Source organism: Collinsella sp. TF07-1 (assembly GCF_003437235.1).
Lineage (GTDB): Bacteria > Actinomycetota > Coriobacteriia > Coriobacteriales > Coriobacteriaceae > Collinsella.
In genome coordinates this window covers 8,564-32,119 of record NZ_QSRV01000002.1, presented here as the reverse complement: position 1 = coordinate 32,119, position 23,556 = coordinate 8,564, and the positions used below count along the sequence as shown (strand labels likewise).

The following is a 23,556-nucleotide window of genomic DNA, read 5'->3' as shown; positions in this document are numbered from 1 at the left end:
TGTAACAGTAAGACGGCGATTTGGTCTCCATATGTTACAGATTGAGACGAAAGAAAGCGTGAGCTAGAAAACCGCCGCGAGGGAAAGTAGCTCCCTCGCGGCGGTTTTTGGCGTTTACCCAGATAAAACCTGCCAAAATAAACCTGTCCCTTTTTGGCAGGTTATCGCTTCCAAAAGTGGAGGATGAGCGTCGTGCGGTTTTGCTGTTCGGTTTTGACCAGGATGTTGTGGATGTGGGTCTTGACGGTGCCCACGGCAAGGAAGAGCTCGTCAGCGATCTCTTGGTTCGATTTGCCCAGTACGACCAGACGCATAACTTCGGTCTCACGGTTGGAGAGCTTGTAGGCGTTGCGATAGAAGGGCATCTGCTCTTCGATGTGTCGATCAAGATCGCTGACGTTCTTTTCCTCGGGCGCCTCCTGCATGCGAATCGAAAGCACGTGATAGGCGTAGATAATGAGCAGGATCGCAAAGTAACACGCAAAGATGTTCTCGCTAAAGTTGCGCTCGGATAGGTACAGCTGCAGCCAGGAGGGCGCCAAGCTCATGGGGACCACCAGAATGTTGTAGAAATCCTCGGCAACGATGCAACCGACCAGAATAGCGCCGATAATCAGGTGCTTTCGTTGGTTGTTAACGCGTGCCTTCAGCTCGACTTGTGTGCTCTTGCGTGCCGTCCAAAAGATATATAGCCCCACGAAAACAAGGAATACCTGACGCATCGTGTAGTAGAGCCATTGATGAATGGGGCCGTAGGGGACAGCGACGATAATCAGCAGCTCGCTCAGCAAGAACGTTGCGACGGGAATGACAAACTGCTTTTTTGAATGCTTGTCGAGCAAATCCATGGCAATGAGCCAAATAAAAGCCTGCGAAGCGGTCGCCACAAAGGTCCGCAACACAGGCATGGTAATTGAGTAATAGTCGCTGGCTGGAAAACTCTGGTTTTGCAGCGTGTATTCAAAAAAGAAAATCTCGGTCATCTCGATGGCATAGCAGATAAATACGCCGCTGCCATAGATAAAGAAGCGTCGACGGGACGAGGCATAGGCGGCAAGCGAGAGCACCGCCGTCACAATACAGATCACGAGTATCGCTAGGGTATAGAAGAACATCAGGGTGTTCATCTGTCACCGTCCCATCTCATTTATTCTATGGCCGAGTTCTGTATACCTTGTGGGATATAGACGTCTCAACCCTTCGTTTCATTGTGGATTAGGCGCCGAGATACAGCATAGCCGTATACCGTTCGTGGTTCTAGATGGTAAACCCCCTGTAAACTCTTGACCTGCGGGTTTATATTGGTTTAGAGGGGGTGTAACTCCGTGAACGGTCTTTAATCCCGAATAAACTAGGTAAAAATTGCATACGGGTGAATGATGGTCTTGTCAACACGAGGCGTGATGTTCGAGCGCCTCATAGTAATAGTCGGCAAGACCGGCGGAAAGGAAATCGACATGGCACTGCCTAAGGATTTCATCGACACCAACGACTTCACCAAAGAGCAGATCCTGGCTATCGAGGATCTTGGCCTGGCAATGAAGAAGGCCATCAAGGTTGACGGTTATTATCCGCACCTGCTCCGCAACAAGAGCCTTGGCATGATCTTCCAGCAGGTCTCCACCCGCACTCGTCTTTCCTTCGAGACCGCTATGACCGACCTCGGCGGCCATGCTCAGTTCTATGGCCCTGGCACCATCCAGCTCGGCGGCCACGAGTCCCTGGGCGACACCGCTCGCGTTATGGGCTCGCTGCTCGACATCATGATGGCTCGCGTTGACCGTCACAAGGACGTCGTCGGCCTCGCCGAGGGCTCCGCTGTGCCCGTCATCAACGGCATGTCCGAGTTCAACCATCCCACGCAGGAGATGGGCGACCTCATGACCATGCTCGAGAACCTCCCCGAGGGCAAGAAGATCGAGGACTGCACTCTGGCCTTCATCGGCGACGCCACCCAGGTCTGCGTCTCCCTCATGTTCATCGCTTCCAAGGTCGGCATGAAGTTTGTCCAGTTTGGACCTAAGGGCCACCAGATCCCCGACGGCGGCCTGCACGTTGGCACCGTCGAGGAGCGCGCCGAGTTCGGCAAGCAGATGATGGCCATCGCCGAGGAGAATTGCAAGGTCTCCGGCGGCTCGGTCGTCATCTCCGACGACATCGAGTGCATCAAGGGCGCCGACTTCATCTACACCGACGTGTGGTATGGCCTGTACGACGAGGAGGTCTCGGGCGAGAACTACATGGACGTGTTCTATCCCAAGTATCAGGTCACCATGGACATGATGAACTTCGCCGGCCCCAACTCCAAGTTCATGCACTGCCTGCCGGCCACCCGCAACGAGGAGGTCGTCGACGAGGTCATGGACGATCCCGAGCGCTCCCTGTGCTGGGTCGAGGCCGAGAACCGCAAGCACTCCATCCGTGCTCTCCTTGCCGCCCTGGGCAAGCGCACCCCGCTCAACGACGAGGGTGTCGAGTACTCCGCCAAGGCTGAGCTCCACGCCGCTCTCGAGGCTCTCGAGCAGCTCTAAGCCTCAAGGCTTCTAAAAGCACGTTTGCGGGCGGCGGATGCTCGTCTCCTGTCGCCCGCTCACCGAGGCCCAAGCAATTGCCTTAATACCTTAGGGCCTCGGATCTGTCCAAGACTGAGCGAAGGAGCTCATCATGAGCGACGGAAAGAAAAAGCTTTCCTTCTTGACGGTCATTTCGACCATCATCTGCGTCGTCTTCGTTTGCGAGGCCGCCGCTCCTGCTGCTGCCATTGGCAACCAGCAGTTCTTCTGGTGGATCTTCCTGATCCTGACCTTCCTGCTTCCCTACGGCATGGTTGTCGCCGAGCTCGGTACCACCTATGACGGCGAGGGCGGCATTTACGACTGGGTACGCGATGGCCTGGGCGACAAATGGGGCGCCCGCATCTCGTACTACTACTGGGTCAACTACCCGCTGTGGATCGCCTCGCTGGCTACCATGTTCCCCGACATTTTGGGCATGGTCTTTGGCGTCGAGTTCAACTTGATCGCCAAGATGGGTATCGATCTTGCCTTTGTGTGGATCGTCTACCTCATGGGCCGCTCCAAGGCGGCCGACTCCGAGTGGGTCCTTAACGGTGGCGCCATCATCAAGGTCGCCGTCGCCGTTATCGTTGGCGCTTTGGGCATTTGGTATGCCATGGAGAACGGTTTTGCGAACGACATGTCCGCTGCCACCTTCCTGCCCGAGCTCACCAACACCAACGCTCTCGGCTACCTGTCGATCATCATCTTTAACTTCATGGGCTTCGAGGTCATCTGCACCATGACCGACGACATGGCCGATCCCGCTCGCGATATCCCCAAGGCTATCATCGTCGGTGGCCTGTCCATCGCCGTGATCTACCTGTTCGCTGGCTTTGGCATCGGCGCCGCCGTGCCGGCCGACTCCATCGATCCCGACTACGGCATGATCGTCGCAGTCCAGACCATGGTGGGCGACTCCATGATCTTTAAGGTCATCTGCATCGCCTTCCTGATCACCCTGTTCGCCAACATGGCCGCTTGGTCCTTCGGCGTTAACTCCGTTGCTCGCTACGCTGCCGAGCACGGCAACATGCCCAAGGTCTTCGCCTCGATGATTTCGGATGACGACATGCCCAACGGCGCCAACCTGGTCAACGCCGTCGTTGCCTCCCTGGTGCTGTGCCTGCAGCTCGTTCCCATCGACGCCATCTCCAACGGCGTCTTCTGGATGCTCTTCGGCACCTCCGTCGTCTTCCTGCTGCTGACCTACATCCCGATGTTCCCGGCGTTCCTCAACCTTCGCAAGAACGACCCCGACCGCGAGCGCATCTTCACGTTCCCGTTTAAGGGTGCCATGATGAAGGTCATGCTGGCCATCCCTTGCATCGAGCTGATCCTGGCCATCGTTGCAACGCTGGTGCCGCTCTCTGCCGCTGAAATTGGCGACAAGCTCCCGATGATCGTTATCTTCATCGTGCTTCTGCTCATCGGCGAGGTTGTCCGCGTCGTCAGCGCTAAGGGCCGCGAGACCGAGTACAAGGGCCTCACTCCCGAGCTGGCAGCTCAGCGTCTCGCTGAGGAGGCTGCCGAGGCCGAGGAGAACTAGAGCTCCCGGATTCGGGGCTCCAACCTTCCAATTGTCTAACCATTCCTTGGGGCGGGTGCGAGCGATAGCTCCGGTAACCACCGCCCGCCCCAACCTCTCTCTTTCGTATCCTTCGTGCGTTTTGTCTCCACGCACTTGGTTACGTTGCCGCTCGTCGGTGCGGCTCCGTGAAAACCGGCACCGGGCGCCCCGACCTTTGCCGGGGGACGGGCGCCCACTATCTCTTGGTTTTAGGCTGCGGGTAATCCGCCCGCGGCAAACGATCGTTCGATTTGGAGGAAATCTTATGCGTACGATCACCGAGTCCGAGTCCACCCCCAAGGCCGACGGCTTCTTTATGCCCGCCGAGTTCGCCCCGCAGGATCGCGTGTGGATGGGCTGGCCCCACCGCACCGACACCTGGGCCCACGGCGCCAAGCCGGCTCAGAAGCAGTATGCCGCCATCGCCCGCGCCATCTCCGAGTTCACCCCGGTCTATATGTGCGCCAACCAGGTCGACTATGCCAACTGCAAGGCCGTCTTCGAGAACGACGAGAACGTCACCGTTATCGAGATGACCACCGACGACGCTTGGTTCCGCGACACTGCCGCCACCTACGTCATCAACGGCAAGGGTGAGAAGCGTGCCAACCACTGGCACTTCAACGCCTACGGCGGTCTCGTCGATGGCCTCTATTTCCCGTGGGACAAGGACGAGCAGATCGCCCTTAAGATGGCTGAGCTCTCCGGCTGCCGTCGCTACCGTCCCGATGACATGATTCTCGAGGGCGGCTCCATCACCGTCGACGGCGAGGGCACCCTTGTCGTGACCGACCAGTGCCTGCTTTCCCCGGGCCGCACCTGCTCTGCGGTGCTCGAGGAGGAAGAGGATCCCGAGTCCATCTGGCCCAAGTTCCACAAGAAGTTTGAGCCCTGGAGCGAGGAGCTTCGCGCCTACATGGACGAGCACCTCAAGGATTACCTGGGTGTCGAGAAGGTCATCTGGGTCAAGGAGGGCATCGACCCCGAGGAGACCAACGGCCACATCGACGACGTCGCCACGTTCATCGCCCCGGGCGTCATGGCCTGCATCTGGACCGACGATCCCGAGTATCCGTTCTACGAGCAGTGCCACGCTGCCTACGAGACCCTCTCCAACGCCGTTGACGCCAAGGGCCGCAAGATGAAGGTCTACAAGCTCTGCATGCCCGTGAACCCGCTGTTCATGGACCAGGCTTCCTGCGACACCATCGACGCCGACGAGAACGCCGAGCCGCGCGTTCCCGACGAGCCGCTGATCGCCTCCTACATGAACTACCTGGTCACCAACCACGGCGTTATCGTCCCGCAGTACGGCGACGAGAACGACCAGCTGGCCGTCGACACGCTCCAGAAGATCTACGACGAGGTCTGGGGCGAGGGCGTCTACAAGTGCGTCGGCGTCCAGTCCGAGCAGGTCGTCTTCGGTGGCGGCAACATCCACTGCATTACCCAGCAGGAGCCCTCGGCGTAACTCAGGCACGCCACCTTGGCGTTCACTCGTCGCTTACGTAGCGTCAGTACGCTACGCTCCTCGTTCGCGCCAATCTGGCGCACCTGAGCACGCCGAGTAAACGTCTGACTTTCCGAGCCGTGATGCTTCGGGAACCCAGCCGATCAATCGGACGGTCGGTGAATCGGACCATCTCGGGGCATTGATGGTCGGTTTATTCGATGTCTTGGTCGGTTGGGTTTTTCTTTGGGCACTCCGTTGCCTCCACTTCGGAGTGCCCTTTTCTTTGATTGAGTACGCGTCTGGCCTGGGATTTTTTGCGGGTTAGGCCAATTGTTCGCTTGAATTTCCCAGGTCAGACGCGTCTTCAATTGCCGAAAGTTATCGGTCGTGAACGCGGCCGTTTTGATCGGAGTATCTATGTACCAGCGTATCGTTATCTACACGCGCCTGTTCCGCGAGCGTTGGTCCAACAAATGCATCCTCTCCTCTCTCTGGGATGGCACCTGCACCGGTGACGCGGCCTGCAACCCTACCTTGGGCTGCGCCTTCGGTACAGATGCCATCCTTTTTGCTGTAGGGGGCGCGCGCCATGGCAGGTAAAAAGTTCTCCCTGATCGAGGTCATCCTTTCGGTTATCTGCGTCGTGTTTACCATCGAGGCGGCGGCTCCGGCATCTGCCATGGGTAACGTACAGTTCTTCTGGTGGATTTTCCTTATCATTACGTTTTTGCTTCCCTATGGTCTGGTGGTGGCCGAGCTGGGTACGGCGTTTGATTCCGAGGGCGGCCTGTACGATTGGGTTCGCTTGGGCCTGGGCGACCGTTGGGGCGCCCGTTGCTCTTGGTGCTACTGGGTTAGCTTTCCGCTGTGGGTGGCAAGTATCGCCTGCATGTTCCCCAGTGTCATTAATGCGGTGTGGGGTATCGAGTTTTCACTCGGGATCCGAATTGCCATCGAGATTGCCTTTGTGTGGGGCGTCACGGTCATGGCAATGCAGCCGGTGGCGGAGGCCGATTGGGTTATGGACGGCGGCGCCGTCATCAAGGTGCTCATTACCGCTGCGGTGGGAATCGTCGGCATTTGGTTTGCCTGCAATAACGGCTTTGCCAACGACATGTCGTTTAAGACCTTCATTCCAGATCTGGGCGACACCAATTCGTTGACGTACCTATCGATTATCCTGTTCAACTTTATGGGCTTCGAAGTGGTCGCGACCTTTGCCAGCACGATGAAGAACCCGTCGCGTGATATCCCCAAGGCGGTTATTGCCGGTGGCGTGGCCATTGCGGCGATCTACATCATCTGTGGCATTGGCATTGGAGCCGCGGTTCCCACCGAGCAGCTTTCACTCGATTCGGGCATTGTGGACGCAGTCGCCGCTATGGTGGGGCGCACCCACCCGCTGACGATGGTCGTGGGCGTGGCCTTTTTGGTGACGCTGTTCGCCAATATGATCTGCTGGAGCTTTGGCGTCAACAACGTAGCGAGCTATGCCGCACGTCACGGCAACATGCCGCGCCCCTTTGCGCTGGTGTCCAAAAAGACCGGCATGCCCAACGGCTCGGCGCTCATTAACGGCTGTTTTGCCAGTCTGGTGCTGCTGCTCCAGATTCCGCTGGGTGAGGGTTCCGACGTCTTTTGGGTCTTCTTCTCGATGAACGTCGTCTTTCTGCTCATGAGCTATATTCCCATGTTCCCAGCGTTTTGGCGTCTGCGCAAGCACGATAATCGCTCGCGTGTGTTCCGTGCGCCTTTCGAGGGCAAGGTGCTCGCGGTGGCGCTTGCGATTCCCGTGGTGGAGCTCGTGCTTTCGATTGTTGCTACGATTGTGCCGCTCAACAGCTCACCTGCCGAGATGGCAAAGTTGCCGATTCTCGCGGGCGTAGTGATTGGCCTGTTATTGGGCGAGGTTTCGCGCCTCATATCGCGCCGCGGCCGAAGCGTCGACAATCCCGGCGTTGGTGCACGGGGGTCAGGTTACTTTGCACCAAAACAGTAAGCGCCGCGAGTTACGCAGCGCTTGGTGCATCTTGGATTACTGTTCGCGGTGCTCGGGATCGGAAACGAGCTTAGGCGCAAAGTAGGGGACGTGGCCCAGGTACGGGCGGCTGTCCGAACGCTCCTCGGCGATGCAGGGGACCTCATCGTAAGTAAGTGAGTCGCTCAGGTGGGCGATGGCCTTGGCGGCAGGAGCGACGAGCATCTTGAGCGGTGCGATAGGCGCCATGGCATCTCCTTTCATCGGTGAGACACAGCTTGTTTATCTAAACGATACAGTACGTTTAATCGGTGAGTCTAATCTTGCGGCAAAGAATCTGTCAACATCCTCACGGCATCTAGACAGGGGAGGCGGGCATGAGTTTCGCGTTCTATATCTACACCACGATTATCATGGGTGTGGCTCTGGTGACCAGTGCCGTGGCGTTGGTGGTTTGGCTCATGACGCGCCGTCGCGACAGCCTGGTGGCCGCGGCGGGCTTTTTGCTCTACATGCTCGATATGTCGGTCATTTTTTTTGACGAGTACAATCGGCTCAAATACGACTACGCTGTTACCTTTAGCGAGCCGTTGCAGCACCCCTTGCTGCGCTGCGTGCTCGGTATTGCCATCTATGCCTGCGTGGTACTGTGGATGTTTGCGCGCTTGCGCAAAAGGCCGACGTCGCGCATGCTCGGACTTGCTATCGTGCCGTTTTCAATCTTGCAATTGGTGCTGGTGCCTCGCAGCGGTGCTGCCGGAGAGATGCAGCAGTATCTCTTTTGGCTCACGCGTGACCTGGGCAATGTAGGATGTCTTGCCTATGCCGCCTGGCATTACCGGCACAGGGCCACGCGTGTTGAGAAACTCGACCTCGACCGCTCAAAGCTCTTTTGGAAGGTGGCACTCGTTCTTGCGTTTTGCGTAATCGCCGAGGACACCTACATGATTTTGCTCTGCCGCCCCGACTCTCAAAACCCCGTCATCAGCCTCTTTTTGTGGTATCTGTCCGAGCGCAATATCTCCGAAAACGTGCTGCTCGTGGTATGCGCGGTCCAACTCTTTTGCCAGTTTAGCCATATCCTGCGCGTGTATGCCCGTCATCCGCGTGCCGATGAGGACGTAGCGGCCGAGAGCGCACGCTCTGGGGACGATCTAGCATCACGCGTTGTGATCTATGCCGATGCCCATAAGCTGTCGCGGCGCGAACAGGAGGTGCTCACGCTGGTGCTGAAGGGCAACGACGCCCAAAACATCGCCAGTGAGTTGGTCATCAGCCCTGGCACTGTCAAGGCGCACTTGCATCGCATCTACGTTAAAAGCGGTGTCTCCAACCGAGATGACCTCATAGATGCCTTTTGGCGTTCCTAGTCCTATTCTTCCTTGCATGCGGGTCCTGCCGTGTGGGCGGGCACGCCGTTGGGCGTAATGACGCGGTAATAATCTCAGACAATAAACCTGCAGGTAAAGCGTGTAAACCTGCTTAAACTGACCGTTTGCGGTCCCTGGCCTTGGCACGGATTTGCCCCTGTGTATCAATGGGTGTAGCGCGAAGCCGCGGACGTGGGACAGACGTCCGAGCACGGCTTGTAGGCACGCGCCGATGCGGGAGCGCTACGCTCCCAACCGAGTGCCCACGCGGGCGGTGCGTCCGCGTTGCAACCAAAGATGCCTGAGGAGGCTCACATGGACAAGGCTGATGTAGTTATCAAGAGCAACGCCGTCTTTACCGGCGATGGGCTCGAGCCGTTTAAGGGCGGCGTTGCCGTGCGCGGTGATAAGATTGTTGCCTGCGGTGACGATGCTCACCTGACACCGTTTATCGGTCCCGATACCGAGGTGCGCGACTTTGGCGACCAGCTCGTCATGCCCGGCCTGATCGACTCGCACACGCATTTTGCCCAGGGCGCGTTTATGACCGACCCCGATTTTGCCGTCAACCTCATCGACTGCACCAGTTTTGAGATGGCGATGGAACGTGTCGTGGCGTTTGCGGCCGACCATCCCGATAACGAGTGGATTCTGGGCTGCCAGATTATCCAGTTCCAGTGGGATATCCCCGAGATGCCCACAGCCGCGATGATCGATGAGTACATATCGGACCGCCCGGTCTTTCTGCAGCAGGTTGACCTGCATACCTTTAGTGCCAATACCTGCGCCATCAACAAGGTGGGAGTAACTTCGCAGACGCCCGATCCCGCAGGCGGCAAGATCCTTAAGGATGCCGAGGGCAATCTGACGGGCGTGTTTTCCAACAACGCCGGCGTCTTCTTTATGGACGAGGTCTACGACCCAGCGCCCGAGGTTGTTGACGCGTCGTTTGCAAAAACCGCCCGGCGCGCCAATGCCCTGGGAATCACTACGGTCGGCATGGTCAATCCTACGTTTGTGAGCATGGAAAACCCGTATGCGGTGTTGGCAGGTCTTAATGCCAAGGGCGACTTGCCACTGCGCGTGTTCCTGTACACCGACCTGTTCGAAAACGAGTCCTTAACGCTCGAGCAGATCAAGGAGAAATACGCCTTCCCGGGTACGCAGGTGGGGTGGCACGGCTTTAAGCAGTTCCTTGATGGCGTGTGCTCCGACCACACCGCCTGGATGCTTGAACCCTATAGCAATGCGCCCGATACCTGCGGTGAGCCCGCGGAGGAGCCAGAGCGCATCCGCGCTGCCATCCTCAGGGCGCAAGAATGGGGTGTTGACACGCGCATCCATACGATCGGTGATCGCTCGGTGCGTTTTGTGCTCGATTGTTTTGAGGAGGGCGAGCGCTTGCATGGCAAGCGGGATTGTCGCCACTCCATGGAGCACAACGAGACGGTTGAGCCCGAGGATCTGCCGCGCTATGCCGAGCTGGGTATATGCCCTGGCATGCAGCCGTGGCACATGCTGCTCGATATGGCTGACCTTGCCAAGGACGATGCCGTGGGCCCCGAGCGTGCTGCGCTTTCGTGGCCCCTGCATAGCCTGCTTGCCAGCGGTGCCGTGGTGCACCTGGGCAGTGACTTCCCCGTTGTGGGCTTGGAGCCCATGGAGGAGGTGTACGGCGCGGTCTTCCGCATGCTCGAGGATGGCTCCAACCCCGAGGGCTGGTTCCCCCAGGAGCGCATTACCATGGCCGAGGCTCTGCGCGCCTACACCTACGGCAGCGCCTACGCCATGCATGCCGAGGATCGCATCGGTACGCTCGCATGCGGCAAACAGGCTGATATCTGTGTGCTCGACCGTAACCTCTTTGACTGCGAACCGGCTGAGGTCCTCGAGGCCACGGCGTCTCTCACGATGATTGCCGGCAAGGTGGTCTACGAGGCCTAGCGGGGCTGCTGCATCGCTGGGCGGTGCCGCAGCCTGTGCGTGCCGCCCATCCATTCATGCATCCATTCATCAATCTCTCATGGAAAGGGGAGAACAATGGCAGAAGAAACGACCGCCGCTGTTGAGGAGGAGCGTGAGCTTGCCTCGCAGCCGATTCCCGGCCTGGTGCGCAAGTACACCATCATCACCGGCCAGGGTATGCTCGCCCAGATTATCATGGTGGTCCTTGAGGGCCTCGTGATGGGTTGGGGCCTGGGTGCACACGGCCTGGCCTGTGTTTCGATCATCATGTCGGTCGAGTACATTAACCTGGCCTTTGGCAACCTGTTTGGCACCGGCGTGCCCGCCGTGGTGGGCAACCTTTTGGGTGCCGGCGACATTAAGGGCGCCAGCAAGGCGTTTAGCCAGGGTTTTTGGCTTACCACGATTGTGAGTGTGCTGCTTGCTGTGGTGATGGCTGTGTTTACCGAGCCCATCTGCGCATTCTTCGGCGCCACGCCCGACATCATGGCCGATACCGTTGCCGGCGTGCGCACCTTCTCCGTGCTGCTGCCGCTCACGGTCATTGGTCAGATGGTCACCGCCGTCATGCGTGTGGACGAGAAGGTTCAGATCCAGGCCAACCTCATGACCGTGTCTGCCATCGTCGCTATCTGCTGGCTTGCGCTTTCCACGTTTGTGCTCAAGCTTGGCGTTATGGGAGCTGGTGTGTACTACGGTCTTTCCATCGGTATCTGGGCCATCGGTATCTTCTGGTTCATCGGCGGTAAGAAGTCGCAGCTCCAGATCAGCGCCGCCGACCTCAAACTCGACATGGCCATCTGCGGCCAGATCATCAAGATTGGTTTCCCGTTCTTTTTGGTGCAAGCTGCCACGTTCATCTTCAACACCGTTGCCAACTCGTTGCTTGGCCAGCTCGGCGGCGACATGGGTTCGCTCTACATCGCGGCCTTTGGTGTGATCAACGGCTACATCCTCTACATTACCATGATGGTCGCCCAGTGCTTCTCGTACGGCCTGCAGCCCATTGCCGCCTTCAACGCCGGCGCCAAGGCGTGGGCGCGCCTCAAGGAAACGCTCTCCTGCACGCTTAAGTACCAGGTCGTGACGCTTGCTGCGGTGTCTGCTGTGCTATGGGTGGCCGCAACGCCGGTCTGCGCCTTTTTTGCTGGTAGCGATCCGGCGCTCGTCGAGGTTGCCGCCAACGCCACGCGCATCGTTATCCTGGCCGTGGCCCTGGGCTATCTTGCCATGACCATGTCGATGTACTTCCAGGCGGTTGAGAAGGTGGGTATCGCCACGTTCACCGGTCTGCTCCGCTACGTGATCTGCTCCGTGCCGCTTATGTACCTGCTTGGCAACATGATGGGCGTTCAGGGTGTCTGGTTTGCCTTGGTGGCGGCTGACGCCATCACTGGTCTTATCTCCATCGCCCTCGCCGTCCGCGAATCCAAGCGACTTGCCACGCTCTAGACTCGGACACGGCCGGCCCGCGATAGTCGAATAAGTCAACTCGCCTGCAAGCCACCACAATGGGGACAGTTCCCATTGTGGTGGCTATTGTTATTTAGGGTCTGAGATTTCGGCTCTATAAATAACGTTTTTGAACTGGGCTACTAAAAGATTGTGGAAAACACTACTACAAGATTATGGAAAACGCTACTGCAAGATTATGGCAAATGATACTATACGATTATGGTAACAGCGTTATAAGGGGCGTTGATATGGCCGAGTACATTAACAGGGATTTGCATGAGTTGCTCATTCGCATGGCGGGTTGGTTTCCTGTTGTGTCGTTGACGGGGCCTAGGCAGAGCGGTAAGTCTACGCTGGTTAGGCATGCCTTTCCCGACTATTCCTATGTCACGCTTGAGGACCCCCAAACGAGGCGCGCGGCCTTGGAGGATCCGGTGAGTTTTATCCGCAACCGAAAGGGCGGACTCATCATCGATGAGGCGCAATACGCCCCGGATTTGTTCTCGATGATTCAGGTTGTTTCGGATGAGCGGGGAGACGCCGGTCAATACATCCTTACGGGATCGCAAAACTTTTTGATGATGAAAAGCATCGGCCAGTCTCTTGCCGGGCGAGTCGGGATCTTAAAATTGCTGCCATTTTCGTTTCGAGAAGCGGAGAGGGGCCAGCAGGGGCAGTTGGAAGTGGATTTGTTTGCGCTCGAAGGGGGATACCCTCGCCTGCGTTCCGCCGGAATGCCGTCCTCGGTTTATTTCCCCAGCTATATTGATACCTATGTTGAGCGCGATGTTGTGGGCTTGCTTGACGTGCGCAATAAAGCAGAGTTTCATAAGTTTCTGTCCATAATTGCCCAGAGCGCCGGTGCTCTCATTAATATATCTTCGCTTTCTCGAGATACGGGTGTGAACGTATCGACCATTAAAAGCTGGTTGTCTATCCTGGAGCAGAGCTACCTGACGTTTTCACTGCAGCCCTATTATGCAAATGCCAGGAAACGTTTGACTAAAACGCCCAAGCTTTATTTTTACGACACGGGGCTGCTCTGCTACTTGCTCAAAATTGGATCACTGGAGCAACTTTTGGAGAGCCCTTATCTGGGGGCAGTTTTCGAAAACCTCATCGTTTCCGAAACGGCGAAGAGCCATCTCAACGTGGGCGAGAATCCCGAGTTGTATTTCTATAGGGACGACGGCAAGCGAGAAATCGATTTGCTCGACTGCACAAACTCAGGGAGGCCCAAGGCTATCGAAATAAAATCATCCAGAACGTATCACGATAAGTACGCCCGCCATTTACAGGCTGTATGCGATGAGATCGACATTGCAAAAGATGCGCGCTATGTTGTGGCCCGCGTGGATTCAACGTATGAGTCGAAAGACTGTAGCGTGGTCTCGGCGCGTGATTGGCTTTTGCGATAACAAGTTCGGCGTATTAACAACTGCCGCGAAGAGGATCGGACCCCTTTCGCGGCGGTTTTTTGCCGATCCGGTGCGCCTCAGATGCAAGTGAGTAGGCTTTTTTGGATCTGTCGAGCACACCGCGACAAACGCTAAATAAAACCGCAGGTCAGAGCTGTGGCGTTTTGGAGTGTGCTCGGCCTCCTGCAAAAGGTCTACTCACTTGGTTTTTCGGCGAGAAGGCCGCCGCAAGGGCAAGCAGCTCTCCTCACGGCGGTTGGCGTTTGCCCAGATAAAACCTGCCAAAATAAACCTGTCCCTTTTGGCGTGGCTGATTGGTTTGGGCTGTTTTGGAGAAAGCCCATGAGGCGGCACTCAGGCTAATCCTGCGTGTCGCCTCCGTACATGTAGACGATAAAGCCGTCGCCGGTGTCTTGGCTGTGATCCTCCAGGATGCGTTTCATGTTGAGGTGCTCGTAGAACTGCCAGTCAGAGTTGCAGTCGCTCATCAGGAAGAACTTGGTGCACCCGGCTTTGGCGAGTTCGGCGCGCGCAAGGTCGATGAGCTCGCGGCCGAGTCCCTTGCCCTGCCACTCGGGCACAATGATGATCAGGTTGAGCTGGCCCTGGGCATACTCGTCGCCCGTGGCGGCAAAGCGATCGGCCGTGGCCTTTTCGCGACTGTCGCCAAAGAGCGAGCCCTCGAGTTTGGCATCGGCGGTCTTTGCCATCTCGGTTGCCTGGGCGAACATCTCGTCGTAGCAGGGTACCCACGTGGGGTTGGTACGCGGCTTGCCGTCCTCGAAGATACCGATGCAGCAGGCGGCGATAATGCGGCCCTCTGCCTCGGCGACGAGCGCGATGGGGGAGCGCTGCAGCTGCATGGCAATGTTGAAGCGCGCGCAGAAATCGGCAGCTTCGACGTCGCCGCGGTTGCGCAGCGTGTTGCACCACAGCTGGTTGTAGATGGCGGCGATGCCAGCCAGGTCGTCGAGCGTGGCGGCGCGCAGGGTTACGTTGTCAAGGCTCATGGAGGCTCCTTCCAAGGTGGGTCAGGCCACCTCTGAGTGTGACATGGGCGCACCGCTGCCGCATCAACCATTCGGTAGACGAGCTTCGATCTCTCGGGGACGGAGGAAAAGGGGCCACGAGCGAGGATTTTCGGACGCTTGCTCGACGAGAGTGGATAATCTCCCGCTTTTAGCGCGAACATAGGTCAAAAACGGGAGATTATCCACTCTCGTTGGAAGCGCCCGAAAATCCTCGCTCGTTATCCATTCCCTTTTTGGCTGGTTGTGCTTGCACTTTAGCGTGCGACAGCGGATAATGCCGAGCATTCGACAATGTTCTCGTTGCCATCAATTGATTGAGGAGGCCCCGCATGGCCATGGAATTTAAACGCAGGCTGCCGATCCCCATGGAGATCCGCGAGGAAATGCCGCTTTCCGCCGAGCTTACCGCTAAGAAGCAGGCATTCGACGCCGAGGTCGCCAAGGTCTTTACCGGCGAGGACGCGCGCAAGGTGCTCATCATCGGACCGTGCTCTGCCGACCGCGAGGACTCGGTCCTCGAGTACATGAACCGCCTGGCCAAAACCGCCGAGGAGGTCAAGGACAAGCTCATCATCATTCCGCGCGTCTACACCAACAAGCCGCGTACTAAGGGCACTGGCTACAAGGGCCTGCTGCACAACCCCGACCCCGAGGCGCCCGATGACCTGCTCGAGGGCGTTAAGGCCATCCGCCACATGCACCTGCGCGTCATCGAGGAGACTGGCTTCTTCACTGCCGACGAGATGCTCTACCCGTCCAACTACCAGTACCTCGTCGACCTGTTGAGCTACGTCGCCGTGGGTGCGCGCTCGGTCGAAAACCAGGAGCATCGCCTGGTGTCGAGTGGCATTTCGGTGCCGGTGGGTATGAAGAACCCCACTGCCGGTTCCACCACCGTCATGCTCAATTCCATCTACGCCGCCCAGGCGCATCAGAGCTTTATCTTCCGCAACTGGGAGGTCGAGTGCGACGGCAACCCGCTCGCGCATGCCGTCATGCGCGGCTACATCGGCCTCGACGGTCGTACCTACCCCAATTACCACTACGAGCACCTGGAGCGTCTGGCCGAGCGCTATACCGAGCACGCCGGCTATGCCAATCCGGCAGCGGTCATCGACTGCAACCACGACAACTCGGGCAAGCGTCCGCTGGAGCAGTATCGCATTTGCAAGGAGGTGCTCGACAGCTGCCGCCGCAACGAAGCCATTTCAAGGCTGGTCAAGGGCTTTATGATCGAGTCCTACCTTGAGGACGGCAACCAGCCGGTCGACGGCGGTGTCTTTGGCAAGTCGATCACCGATCCGTGCCTGGGCTGGGAAAAGACCGACTACCTCATTCACGAGATCGCGGAGCGGGTTTAGTTACGCGGGTTTTCGCTGACTCTGCCAAGACATCGGCGGTCCCGTTGCTGCCGGGCACTCATTGGGGACAGACTTAAATGAGTGCTCGCAGAATGAGAGTGGATAATCTCCCGTTTTTAAGTAGTCGTTGGGGACGTTCTTGTTTGACTGGTCGTTTAAGAACGTCCCCAATGACTACCCTGTTGGCCTTTTCCAGGCCCTGTGGGCAAAAAATGGCAAATATGAGTACTGTTGCTATCGTAGTGTCATATTGCCGGCATAAGATAATAGACATAACAGAAAATATGTTCATTAACCTTAACACATATAAGCCCGCTATAGAACTATTTGAGTAATTTAGGGGCGCTTGCAAGCCGTGCGGGCAGCATATGGGGCTGTTTTGGCTGTTACTAAAAAGGTAACAGTACTCATATTTGCCATTTTTTGCCCACAGGGGCTGGAAAGGACCGTCAATTCGGCTCCAGGGGATGCGGCCCAAGGGCCGCAGAACGAAAAATGGGGGCGCTGGTTGTCCTGCGCCCCCATTCTTTGGGTATTGCGGTTGTTTGCCGCCGGTTTTACGCCGCCTCGTCGAACTGCGAGTTGTACAGGTCGGCGTAGAAGCCGCCTTGGGCGAGCAGTTCGTCGTGCGTGCCCTTCTCGACGATGTCGCCGTCGCGGATCACCAGGATGACGTCGGCGTTTCGGATCGTGGACAGGCGATGCGCAATGACAAAGCTGGTGCGGCCCTGCATCAGCGCATCCATGGCGCGCTGGATGAGCTCCTCGGTGCGGGTGTCCACGTTGGAAGTCGCCTCGTCCAGGATGAGTGCCGGACGGTCGGCCAAAATGGCGCGGGCAATGGTCACGAGCTGGCGCTGGCCCTGCGACAGGTTGGTGCCTTCCTCGTTGATCATAAAGTCGTAGCCGCCGGCGAGCGTATGGATAAAGTGATCGCAGCGTGCGGCGCGTGCAGCGGCCTCAACCTCGGCGTCGGTCGCATCGGGGCGTCCGTAGCGGATGTTCTCGCGGATGGTGCCGTTAAACAGCCAGGTGTCCTGCAGCACCATGGCAAACTCGCCGCGCAGCGCCGCGCGGTCCCAGTCGCGCACGTCGACGCCTTCGACGCGCAGCGAACCGCCGTCCACGTCGTAAAAGCGCTGCAGCAGCTTAATGAGCGTGGTCTTGCCGGCGCCGGTGGGGCCGACGATGGCAATGGTTTGGCCGGGCTGCGCCTCGCAGCTAAAGTCGTGGATGATGGTCTTGTCGGGCGTGTAGCCAAACTTGACGTGGTCGAACTCAACGTGGCCGGGGCGCTTCTCGGGAATCTGGGCGTCGGCCTTCTGCTCCTCCTCGGGCGCGGCGAGGAACTCAAAGACGCGCTCGGTGGCAGCGGCCATCGACTGCATCGTGTTGCTCACGTTGCCCAGCTGCTGCACCGGCTGCGTAAAGTTGCGCACGTACTGGATAAAGCTCTGGATGTCGCCGGGCGTGGCGTTGCCGGTCAGCGCGAGCTGCGCACCCACCACGACGACGCCCACGTAGCCCATGTTGCCCACCAGACTCATAAGCGGCATCATCAGGCCCGACAGGAACTGCGAGCGCCAGCCGCTAATAAAGAGGCGGTCGTTTTGACGGTCGAACTCCTCGATTGAGGCCTCGGCGCGGTCGAACACCTGAATGACATTCTGGCCGGCAAAGTCCTCCTCGATAATGCCGTTGACAGCGCCCAGGACTTGCTGTTGCTCGCGGAAGTACGGCTGCGAGAAGTGAATCATCACGGTCAGGATAATCGCGGCTGCCGGCAGCGTGAGCACGGTGACGCCGGTGAGCGGCAGACTGATCGACAGCATCATGACGAGCACGCCGATAATCTGCGTGACAGACGTGATGAGCTGCGTCACGCTCTGGTTGAGCGACTGGCCGAGCGTATCGACGTCGTTGGTGATGCGACTGAGTACGTCGCCCTTGCTGTGGCCGTTGAAGTAACTCATCGGAACGACGGCGATCTTGGCGGCGATCTCCTTGCGCATGCGATAACAAATCTTTTGCGTGACGCCGGTCATGAGCCAGCCTTGGATCAGGCTGCAGGCAGAGCTCGCCAGATACAGACAGAGCAAAAAGCCGAGCGTCTTGGCGATCCAGGCAAAGTCGACATCGCCGGTGCCGTTGACCTTGGCAACCAAGCCCTCGAACAGCTTAGTCGTAACCTGGCCGAGCACCTTGGGCCCCACAATGTTAAAGATGACCGAGCACACGGCAAAGGCGACGGCGGCAAACACGGCAATCTTGTGCTGGCCGATATAGCCGAGCAGCTGCCTCATGGTGCCCTTAAAGTCCTTGGCCTTTTCGCCACGGCGCATGCCACCCATGCGGCCCATGGGACCACGCTGGCGGGTGGGCTTGGGAATCTGAGTCTTGGTCTCGTCTGCCATTAGCGCTCGCCTCCTTCCATGACGGCTGCAATTTCTTCTTGGGTAAGCCCCAGCTCCTCGGCGGAAAGCTGCGACTGTGCAATCTCCAGGTACGCCGGGCAGCCGTGCAGCAGCTCCTCGTGCGTGCCGGTGCCCACTACGTGACCGTCGTCGAGCACGATGATCTGGTCGGCGTGCATGATGGTCGCGATGCGCTGGGCCACGACCACGAGTGCGGCGTCGGTGACGTTTTTGGCCAGCTCCTCGCGCAGGCGCGCGTCGGTCTTGTAGTCGAGGGCGCTAAACGAGTCATCGAACACCACGACCTCGGGCTTTTTGGCCAACGCGCGGGCAATGGCCAGGCGTTGGCGCTGACCACCCGAAATATTGGAGCCGCCCTGGCTGATGGGGGAGTCGTAGCCGCCCTCGCGCTCGGCGATAAAGTCCTCGGCCTGGGCGATGCGTGCCGCCTGGCGCATATCATCATCGCTCACCATGTCGCCGGCAAACTTGAGGTTGCTCTCGACGGTGCCCGAGAACAGGCGACCCTGCTGCGGGATGTAACCAATGCGGTGGCGCAGCTCGGAAAGGGTCATGTCGCGCACGTCGATGCCGTCGAGCGAAATGCTGCCGCCCGTGACGTCGTACAGGCGCGGAATCAGCTGCACGAGCGTGGACTTGCCCGAACCCGTTGAGCCAATGATGCCGAGCATCTGGCCGGCATGTGTGGTGAAGTTCACGCCGCTGATGACATCGGCGCGGGCATCGGGGTACTGGAAGCTCACGTCGCGGAAGGTGAGCTCACCGCGCGGCGCGCTGGCTGCGGGCAGTTTGGGCGAGGCAGGGTCGTTGATGCTCGTGGGGCAGGTGATGACCTCTTCCACGCGCTCTGCTGCGACCTCGGCGCGGGGCAGGATAACCGAAACCATGGTGAGGATCATAAACGCCATGACGATCTGCATGGTGTAGGAGATGAACGCCATCATGTTGCCGACCTGCATCACGCCGTCGGACACGCCCTGCGCGCCAAACCAGACGATAAGCACGGTGATGCAGTTCATGACGAGCATCATGAGCGGCATCATAAAGCTCATGGCGCGGTTGGTGTAGAGCTGCGTGGTCATCAGGTCGAGGGACGCCTGGTCAAAGCGCTCGAGCTCATGCTCCTCGCGGTTAAACGAGCGGATGGGCATAAGGCCGTCGAGCAGCTCGCGGGCGGTAAGGTTCACGCGGTCCACAAAGCTCTGCATCTTTTTGAACTTGGGCATGGTGAGGCCCATAAGCACGCCGACGACGGCCGAGACCGCGATGATGGCCACGGCGATGGTCCACTCCAGGCCGGTGTGGTTGGCCAGGACGCGCATGACGGCGACGATGCCCATGACGGGCGCCATGAGGCACATGCGGATAAACAGGGTTGCGGCCATCTGAATCTGCTGAATGTCGTTGGTGCAGCGAGTGATGAGCGAGGCCTGGCTAAACTTGCCCACCTCGGCCGGCGAGAAGTGCATGACCTTGTTGAAGGTCTCGCGGCGCAGGTCGCGTGCGATGGAACAGGCGGTGCGCGAGGCCACGGCGCCGGTTAGGATGGTGGCGACCAGTGAGATCAGGCACAGACCAAACATCGTGGTCGCCATGCGGCCCAGGTAGGCGTTCTGCACGTCGGCGGGGTCGATACCCTGCGCCTTGTACTCGTCTTGCACATAGCTCACGGCGCGTTGGGTCACGATGGAGCCCGACATGGAGCCCATTTTGTCCGCCATTTCATTGGCGCCCTCGACGAGCTTGCTTTGGTCTACCAGACCGCCCTCGACACCTAGGCGCAGACTCTTCATGGTGATCTTGCCGCCGTCGGCATCAATCTGCTTTTGCATGTTTTGCGCCGCTGTGGCCTTCTGCTGCATCTCGGCGAGCTGCTCGGGCGTCATTGCCGCCATCTGCTCGGGGGTGGGCATGGCCTGGGCGCCGCCGCCATTGCTTGCCTCGGTGGATGCGCCGGTCATGTCGCCCATGGAGCTGGCGTCGATGCCCTGGTTGAGAGAAAGGACGACGGTCTCGGGCAGGCTCATAATGTCGGCAATCTTGCCGCCATCGGCACGCTCTTCCTCGGTGCCCTTGTACGTTCGAATGCCTTTTTTGTCAGCCTTGCTAAACACGGCCTCCACAGCTTTGGCGTCCTTGGTGCTCATAAAGAGCTCAAGGTCATCGAGTGATTCGGCACGAATGGTGTCGGGCACGGGCGAGGCGATGCCGCCTTGCTGTACGCCCACGTCGACGATGTCGCTCATGTAGGTAGGCAGTGCCAGATCGGCGTTGCAGCTGATTACGATAAGTACGATAGCTGTGAACAGTGCCAGGACATGCTTTTTAAAGAGCTTGAGAATCCTCACTCGGCATCTCTCCTTTCTTGATTGCGGTCGATAATTTCGTTGAAACGCCTTAGAAGGCGCACCATCTCTTGGGTATCTGTTTCGCCGAGCTGCTCGAGGAAGGCCGCGGTGCGCTCCTCGAATTCCCGACGTTTGATTTCGAGATTCTGGAATCCCTTATCGGTCATCGTGACGTGTACACGACGACGGTCGGTCTTTGAGTGCTCGCGCTCGACCCAGCCCTTGGCTTCGAGAGTGCGTAAGATATTGGCGATGCGGGCACTCGAGACCCAGGCGCGATTTGCGAGTTCGCTCGGCGTGAGCGAACCGCCAGCGAGCATGAGGGCGCGCATGACAGCCATCTCGCCGCCGAGAGCTTTGTCCGCAGAGCGTGAAATGCGATGATGCATGCTGCCAAACTCAGTTAAGAGCTGACGCCCAAGCTCATGGAAATCGGTATCTTCCACCGAAAACCCCTAACACTAGAAACTATTTTCGGTGAAAGATGATACCCGCATATTCGGGCCTCATTCAGTGGGCAATATAAAGAGCGCATAAAGAGTTAAAAAATTCAATTGCTGAAGCGTTTCAAAGAACTATTATGCCCGCGGTTAGGCGAGGGGTTGTCACCACCATGACGACTGGGACTCATTTATCGCCACGTGCGATGCTCCAACTTCCCGCAAGGAGACACCTTATATAAAGGGGGATGGAGTCATGGCATTTGACTTCACGGGCAAGACCGCGATTGTCACGGGTGGCACTCAGGGCATTGGCCTCGAGATCGCCAAGGGCATCGTCGCGGGCGGCGGACACGTCGCGCTCATCGCAAGGAACGCTGCCAAGGGCGAGGCCGCTGTGGCCGAGCTTGGCGAGGGCAACAAGTTCTATCAGCTCGATGTTGCCGATGCGCCTAAGGCGCGTGAGACCGTCGAGCAGATTTTTACGGACCTGCCGCAAACCAACATCCTGATCAACTGCGCTGGCGTCATCAGCACCAAGAAGTTCGACGAGATCGATGACACCGAGTGGCGTCGCACCATCGACATCAACCTCAACGGCACCTTTACCATGATGAACGCCGTGTACCCGCACTTTAAGGCGGCCCATGCCGGCACTATCGTCAACGTGAGCTCTGTTGCTGGCAAGATCGGCGGCGGCCTGCTCGGCACAGCCGCCTACGCCAGCTCCAAGGCCGGTGTTAACGGTCTAACCAAGGCAGTCGCCAAGGAAGGCGGCAAGTTTGGCGTCCGCTGCAACGCCGTGTGCCCGTCACTTACCCTTACCGATATGACCTCGATTCTCTCTGACGAGAACTCTCAGCGCATCATCAACGGTATTCCTCTGGGCCGCGCCGCCCAGGCCAGCGAGCCTGCGCAGATGGTGCTGTTCTTCGCTTCCGACCTCGCCAGCTTCGTGAACGGCGAGATCGGCGACTGCGACGGCGGCATCGTCCTGGACGGGTAATACCCCACGACGATTATTCGGCGACGGTTCCTGCGACTCGGGACCGTCGCCTTCTTTCTGACATAGGCGCGTGCGGCTACGATTCGCATGCATCCAAAGGAGATATATATGAGTGAATCGACTGCGGTGGAGGCGCCGGCGGCAAAGGAGCCGTTCTTTAAGATGTCCTCCATCCCGGGTGCCAATATTTTGGTGCCGCTTTTGTTGGGCTGCCTGCTCAACACGCTGTTCCCCGACCTGTTCAAAACGCTCGGCAGCTTTACGCTCGGCATGACCCAGCAGGGCGCAGGCCCGCTTGTTGGCGCTTTTTTGCTCATCGTCGGTACGACGATTTCGTTTAAGAGCGCTCCTGCCGCCGCTGCCCGCGGCGCCATCATCATCGCCGTCAAGCAGATCGTGGTCGTTGCCGTGTCGCTGCTCATCCTTTATGTATTCAACGACAACCTGTTTGGCATCTCTGCCATGGTGATGCTGGCCGCTTGCACCGGCGCCAACAACGCTATGTACGCTGGTCTGATGGGCACCATGGGCAATGAGGCCGAGCGTGGCGCCGTCGCCATCACCACGCTGGTTGTCGGCCCTCCGGTCACGATGATCGTGCTCGGCGCTGCCGGTCAGGCTCCGATCGGCTGGTCGCTCGTGGGCGCCATCCTGCCGATCGTCGTCGGCATTATTCTGGGTAACCTCTTCCCCAGCTTTAAGAAGATGATGGCACCGGCACTTTCCGCCATCATCGTGCTCGTCTTCTTTGCCATGGGCTCGACCATGACCTTTGGCCAGCTCATTAATGGTGGTCTTCCCGGTATTCTGCTCGGCGTGATCTGCTCGGTGGTCTTTGCAATTCCCGTTATCGCGGTCGATAAGCTCACAGGCGGTACGGGTGTCGCAGGTGCGGCCATTTCGAGCTGCGCCGGAGCCAATGTGGCCACGCCTGCTGCCATGGCAAGCGTCAACGAGGCCTTGTACGGCGGTGTGGTGCTCGCGACGGCCACGGCACAGGTTGCTGCCTGTGCAATCGTGACTGCTATTTTGACCCCGCTGGTCACCAGCTGGTGCTACAAGCATTTTGAGGGCCAGCAGAGCAACAGCAAGGCAACGACCGACAAGGCCGCCTCAGCCGCCTAATGCCAAGCGGCAATCAAAGCTAAAAACTAGTCACGCCACAGGGCGG

At 58.4% G+C, this 23,556-nt stretch carries 18 protein-coding genes; 12 read left to right on the top strand and 6 right to left on the bottom strand.

What is annotated here, in order from left to right; translation table 11 throughout:
* Positions 1 to 161: 161 nt before the first annotated feature.
* Positions 162 to 1,127: a response regulator transcription factor gene (locus DXC67_RS01085; protein WP_117637034.1), complete on the bottom strand. Its 966-nt coding sequence runs from the start codon at positions 1,125 to 1,127 to the stop codon at positions 162 to 164.
* Positions 1,128 to 1,457: 330 nt separating this feature from the next.
* Here DXC67_RS01085 and ptcA point away from each other — a divergent pair, with 330 nt between their 5' ends.
* From ptcA to DXC67_RS01060, 5 genes are all read left to right on the top strand, one after another.
* Entirely contained in the window at positions 1,458 to 2,531 is a 1,074-nt protein-coding gene (ptcA, locus tag DXC67_RS01080) for a putrescine carbamoyltransferase (protein ID WP_117583532.1), read from the top strand.
* A 133-nt stretch (positions 2,532 to 2,664) separates the two neighbouring features.
* A complete protein-coding gene (locus tag DXC67_RS01075; RefSeq protein ID WP_117583531.1) occupies positions 2,665 to 4,104 on the top strand; it encodes an APC family permease in 1,440 nt (479 codons plus the stop codon).
* Between the two features lie 286 nt (positions 4,105 to 4,390).
* Positions 4,391 to 5,596, top strand: coding sequence for an agmatine deiminase family protein (locus tag DXC67_RS01070; RefSeq protein WP_117635777.1), 1,206 nt, complete (start codon positions 4,391 to 4,393; stop codon positions 5,594 to 5,596).
* Positions 5,597 to 5,995: 399 nt separating this feature from the next.
* Positions 5,996 to 6,178 (top strand): hypothetical protein, encoded by a 183-nt coding sequence (locus DXC67_RS01065; protein WP_117637033.1) that lies wholly within the window; start codon positions 5,996 to 5,998, stop codon positions 6,176 to 6,178.
* Entirely contained in the window at positions 6,168 to 7,577 is a 1,410-nt protein-coding gene (locus DXC67_RS01060; RefSeq protein WP_117637032.1) for an APC family permease, read from the top strand. The genes DXC67_RS01065 and DXC67_RS01060 overlap by 11 nt, the downstream gene beginning before the upstream one ends.
* Positions 7,578 to 7,613: 36 nt before the next feature.
* Here DXC67_RS01060 and DXC67_RS01055 read toward each other — a convergent pair whose 3' ends face one another.
* On the bottom strand, positions 7,614 to 7,805 hold the full coding sequence (locus DXC67_RS01055; protein WP_117564706.1) for a hypothetical protein: 192 nt from the start codon (positions 7,803 to 7,805) through the stop codon (positions 7,614 to 7,616).
* A 128-nt stretch (positions 7,806 to 7,933) separates the two neighbouring features.
* Here DXC67_RS01055 and DXC67_RS01050 point away from each other — a divergent pair, with 128 nt between their 5' ends.
* The 4 genes from DXC67_RS01050 (at position 7,934) to DXC67_RS01035 (ending at position 13,764) form a co-directional block, all read left to right on the top strand.
* Positions 7,934 to 8,926: a helix-turn-helix transcriptional regulator gene (locus DXC67_RS01050; protein WP_117637031.1), complete on the top strand. Its 993-nt coding sequence runs from the start codon at positions 7,934 to 7,936 to the stop codon at positions 8,924 to 8,926.
* 315 nt (positions 8,927 to 9,241) lie between these two features.
* The gene (locus DXC67_RS01045) at positions 9,242 to 10,870 is read left to right on the top strand and encodes an amidohydrolase (RefSeq protein WP_158551260.1); all 1,629 of its coding nucleotides are present in this window, start codon (positions 9,242 to 9,244) and stop codon (positions 10,868 to 10,870) included.
* A 96-nt stretch (positions 10,871 to 10,966) separates the two neighbouring features.
* Positions 10,967 to 12,343, top strand: coding sequence for an MATE family efflux transporter (locus DXC67_RS01040; RefSeq protein WP_089572364.1), 1,377 nt, complete (start codon positions 10,967 to 10,969; stop codon positions 12,341 to 12,343).
* A 251-nt stretch (positions 12,344 to 12,594) separates the two neighbouring features.
* Positions 12,595 to 13,764 (top strand): ATP-binding protein, encoded by a 1,170-nt coding sequence (locus DXC67_RS01035; RefSeq protein WP_199408051.1) that lies wholly within the window; start codon positions 12,595 to 12,597, stop codon positions 13,762 to 13,764.
* A 359-nt stretch (positions 13,765 to 14,123) separates the two neighbouring features.
* Here the strand turns inward: DXC67_RS01035 and DXC67_RS01030 are convergent, their stop codons facing one another.
* Complete coding sequence (locus DXC67_RS01030; RefSeq protein ID WP_089572363.1) at positions 14,124 to 14,774, bottom strand: GNAT family N-acetyltransferase; 651 nt, start codon at positions 14,772 to 14,774, stop codon at positions 14,124 to 14,126.
* A 350-nt stretch (positions 14,775 to 15,124) separates the two neighbouring features.
* On the opposite strand from DXC67_RS01030, the gene DXC67_RS01025 reads away from it, so the two are divergent.
* Positions 15,125 to 16,156 carry a 3-deoxy-7-phosphoheptulonate synthase gene (locus DXC67_RS01025; protein ID WP_089572362.1) on the top strand — a complete coding sequence of 344 codons (1,032 nt, stop codon included), beginning with the start codon at positions 15,125 to 15,127 and terminating at the stop codon, positions 16,154 to 16,156.
* Between the two features lie 557 nt (positions 16,157 to 16,713).
* Here DXC67_RS01025 and DXC67_RS01015 read toward each other — a convergent pair.
* Genes DXC67_RS01015 through DXC67_RS01005 form a run of 3 tightly spaced genes read right to left on the bottom strand, consistent with a single transcriptional unit; the run spans position 16,714 to position 21,385 of the window.
* Positions 16,714 to 18,570, bottom strand: coding sequence for an ABC transporter ATP-binding protein (locus DXC67_RS01015; protein WP_117637028.1), 1,857 nt, complete (start codon positions 18,568 to 18,570; stop codon positions 16,714 to 16,716).
* Complete coding sequence (locus DXC67_RS01010; RefSeq protein WP_117637027.1) at positions 18,570 to 20,939, bottom strand: ABC transporter ATP-binding protein; 2,370 nt, start codon at positions 20,937 to 20,939, stop codon at positions 18,570 to 18,572. The genes DXC67_RS01015 and DXC67_RS01010 overlap by 1 nt, the downstream gene beginning before the upstream one ends.
* Positions 20,936 to 21,385 carry a MarR family winged helix-turn-helix transcriptional regulator gene (locus tag DXC67_RS01005; protein WP_117637026.1) on the bottom strand — a complete coding sequence of 150 codons (450 nt, stop codon included), beginning with the start codon at positions 21,383 to 21,385 and terminating at the stop codon, positions 20,936 to 20,938. The genes DXC67_RS01010 and DXC67_RS01005 overlap by 4 nt, the downstream gene beginning before the upstream one ends.
* A gap of 250 nt (positions 21,386 to 21,635) precedes the next feature.
* Here DXC67_RS01005 and DXC67_RS01000 point away from each other — a divergent pair, with 250 nt between their 5' ends.
* Both DXC67_RS01000 and DXC67_RS00995 read left to right on the top strand, forming a co-directional pair.
* Positions 21,636 to 22,385, top strand: a complete 750-nt coding sequence (locus DXC67_RS01000; protein WP_006234857.1) for an SDR family NAD(P)-dependent oxidoreductase — start codon at positions 21,636 to 21,638, stop codon at positions 22,383 to 22,385.
* Positions 22,386 to 22,493: 108 nt separating this feature from the next.
* A complete protein-coding gene (locus DXC67_RS00995) occupies positions 22,494 to 23,510 on the top strand; it encodes a 2-keto-3-deoxygluconate permease (RefSeq protein WP_117790516.1) in 1,017 nt (338 codons plus the stop codon).
* The last annotated feature ends 46 nt before the right edge of the window (positions 23,511 to 23,556 follow it).

Excerpts from the sequence above, each read along its gene's own strand:
- DXC67_RS01065 (WP_117637033.1), top strand. The coding sequence starts at position 5,996 with ATGTACCAGCGTATCGTTATCTACACGCGCCTGTTCCGCGAGCGTTGG.
- ptcA (WP_117583532.1), top strand. The coding sequence starts at position 1,458 with ATGGCACTGCCTAAGGATTTCATCGACACCAACGACTTCACCAAAGAG.
- DXC67_RS01055 (WP_117564706.1), bottom strand. The coding sequence starts at position 7,805 with ATGGCGCCTATCGCACCGCTCAAGATGCTCGTCGCTCCTGCCGCCAAG.
- DXC67_RS00995 (WP_117790516.1), top strand. The coding sequence starts at position 22,494 with ATGAGTGAATCGACTGCGGTGGAGGCGCCGGCGGCAAAGGAGCCGTTC.
- DXC67_RS01015 (WP_117637028.1), bottom strand. The coding sequence starts at position 18,570 with ATGGCAGACGAGACCAAGACTCAGATTCCCAAGCCCACCCGCCAGCGT.
- DXC67_RS01075 (WP_117583531.1), top strand. The coding sequence starts at position 2,665 with ATGAGCGACGGAAAGAAAAAGCTTTCCTTCTTGACGGTCATTTCGACC.
- DXC67_RS01050 (WP_117637031.1), top strand. The coding sequence starts at position 7,934 with ATGAGTTTCGCGTTCTATATCTACACCACGATTATCATGGGTGTGGCT.
- DXC67_RS01070 (WP_117635777.1), top strand. The coding sequence starts at position 4,391 with ATGCGTACGATCACCGAGTCCGAGTCCACCCCCAAGGCCGACGGCTTC.
- DXC67_RS01085 (WP_117637034.1), bottom strand. The coding sequence starts at position 1,127 with ATGAACACCCTGATGTTCTTCTATACCCTAGCGATACTCGTGATCTGT.
- DXC67_RS01030 (WP_089572363.1), bottom strand. The coding sequence starts at position 14,774 with ATGAGCCTTGACAACGTAACCCTGCGCGCCGCCACGCTCGACGACCTG.
- DXC67_RS01035 (WP_199408051.1), top strand. The coding sequence starts at position 12,595 with ATGGCCGAGTACATTAACAGGGATTTGCATGAGTTGCTCATTCGCATG.
- DXC67_RS01045 (WP_158551260.1), top strand. The coding sequence starts at position 9,242 with ATGGACAAGGCTGATGTAGTTATCAAGAGCAACGCCGTCTTTACCGGC.
- DXC67_RS01025 (WP_089572362.1), top strand. The coding sequence starts at position 15,125 with ATGGCCATGGAATTTAAACGCAGGCTGCCGATCCCCATGGAGATCCGC.
- DXC67_RS01040 (WP_089572364.1), top strand. The coding sequence starts at position 10,967 with ATGGCAGAAGAAACGACCGCCGCTGTTGAGGAGGAGCGTGAGCTTGCC.
- DXC67_RS01060 (WP_117637032.1), top strand. The coding sequence starts at position 6,168 with ATGGCAGGTAAAAAGTTCTCCCTGATCGAGGTCATCCTTTCGGTTATC.
- DXC67_RS01000 (WP_006234857.1), top strand. The coding sequence starts at position 21,636 with ATGGCATTTGACTTCACGGGCAAGACCGCGATTGTCACGGGTGGCACT.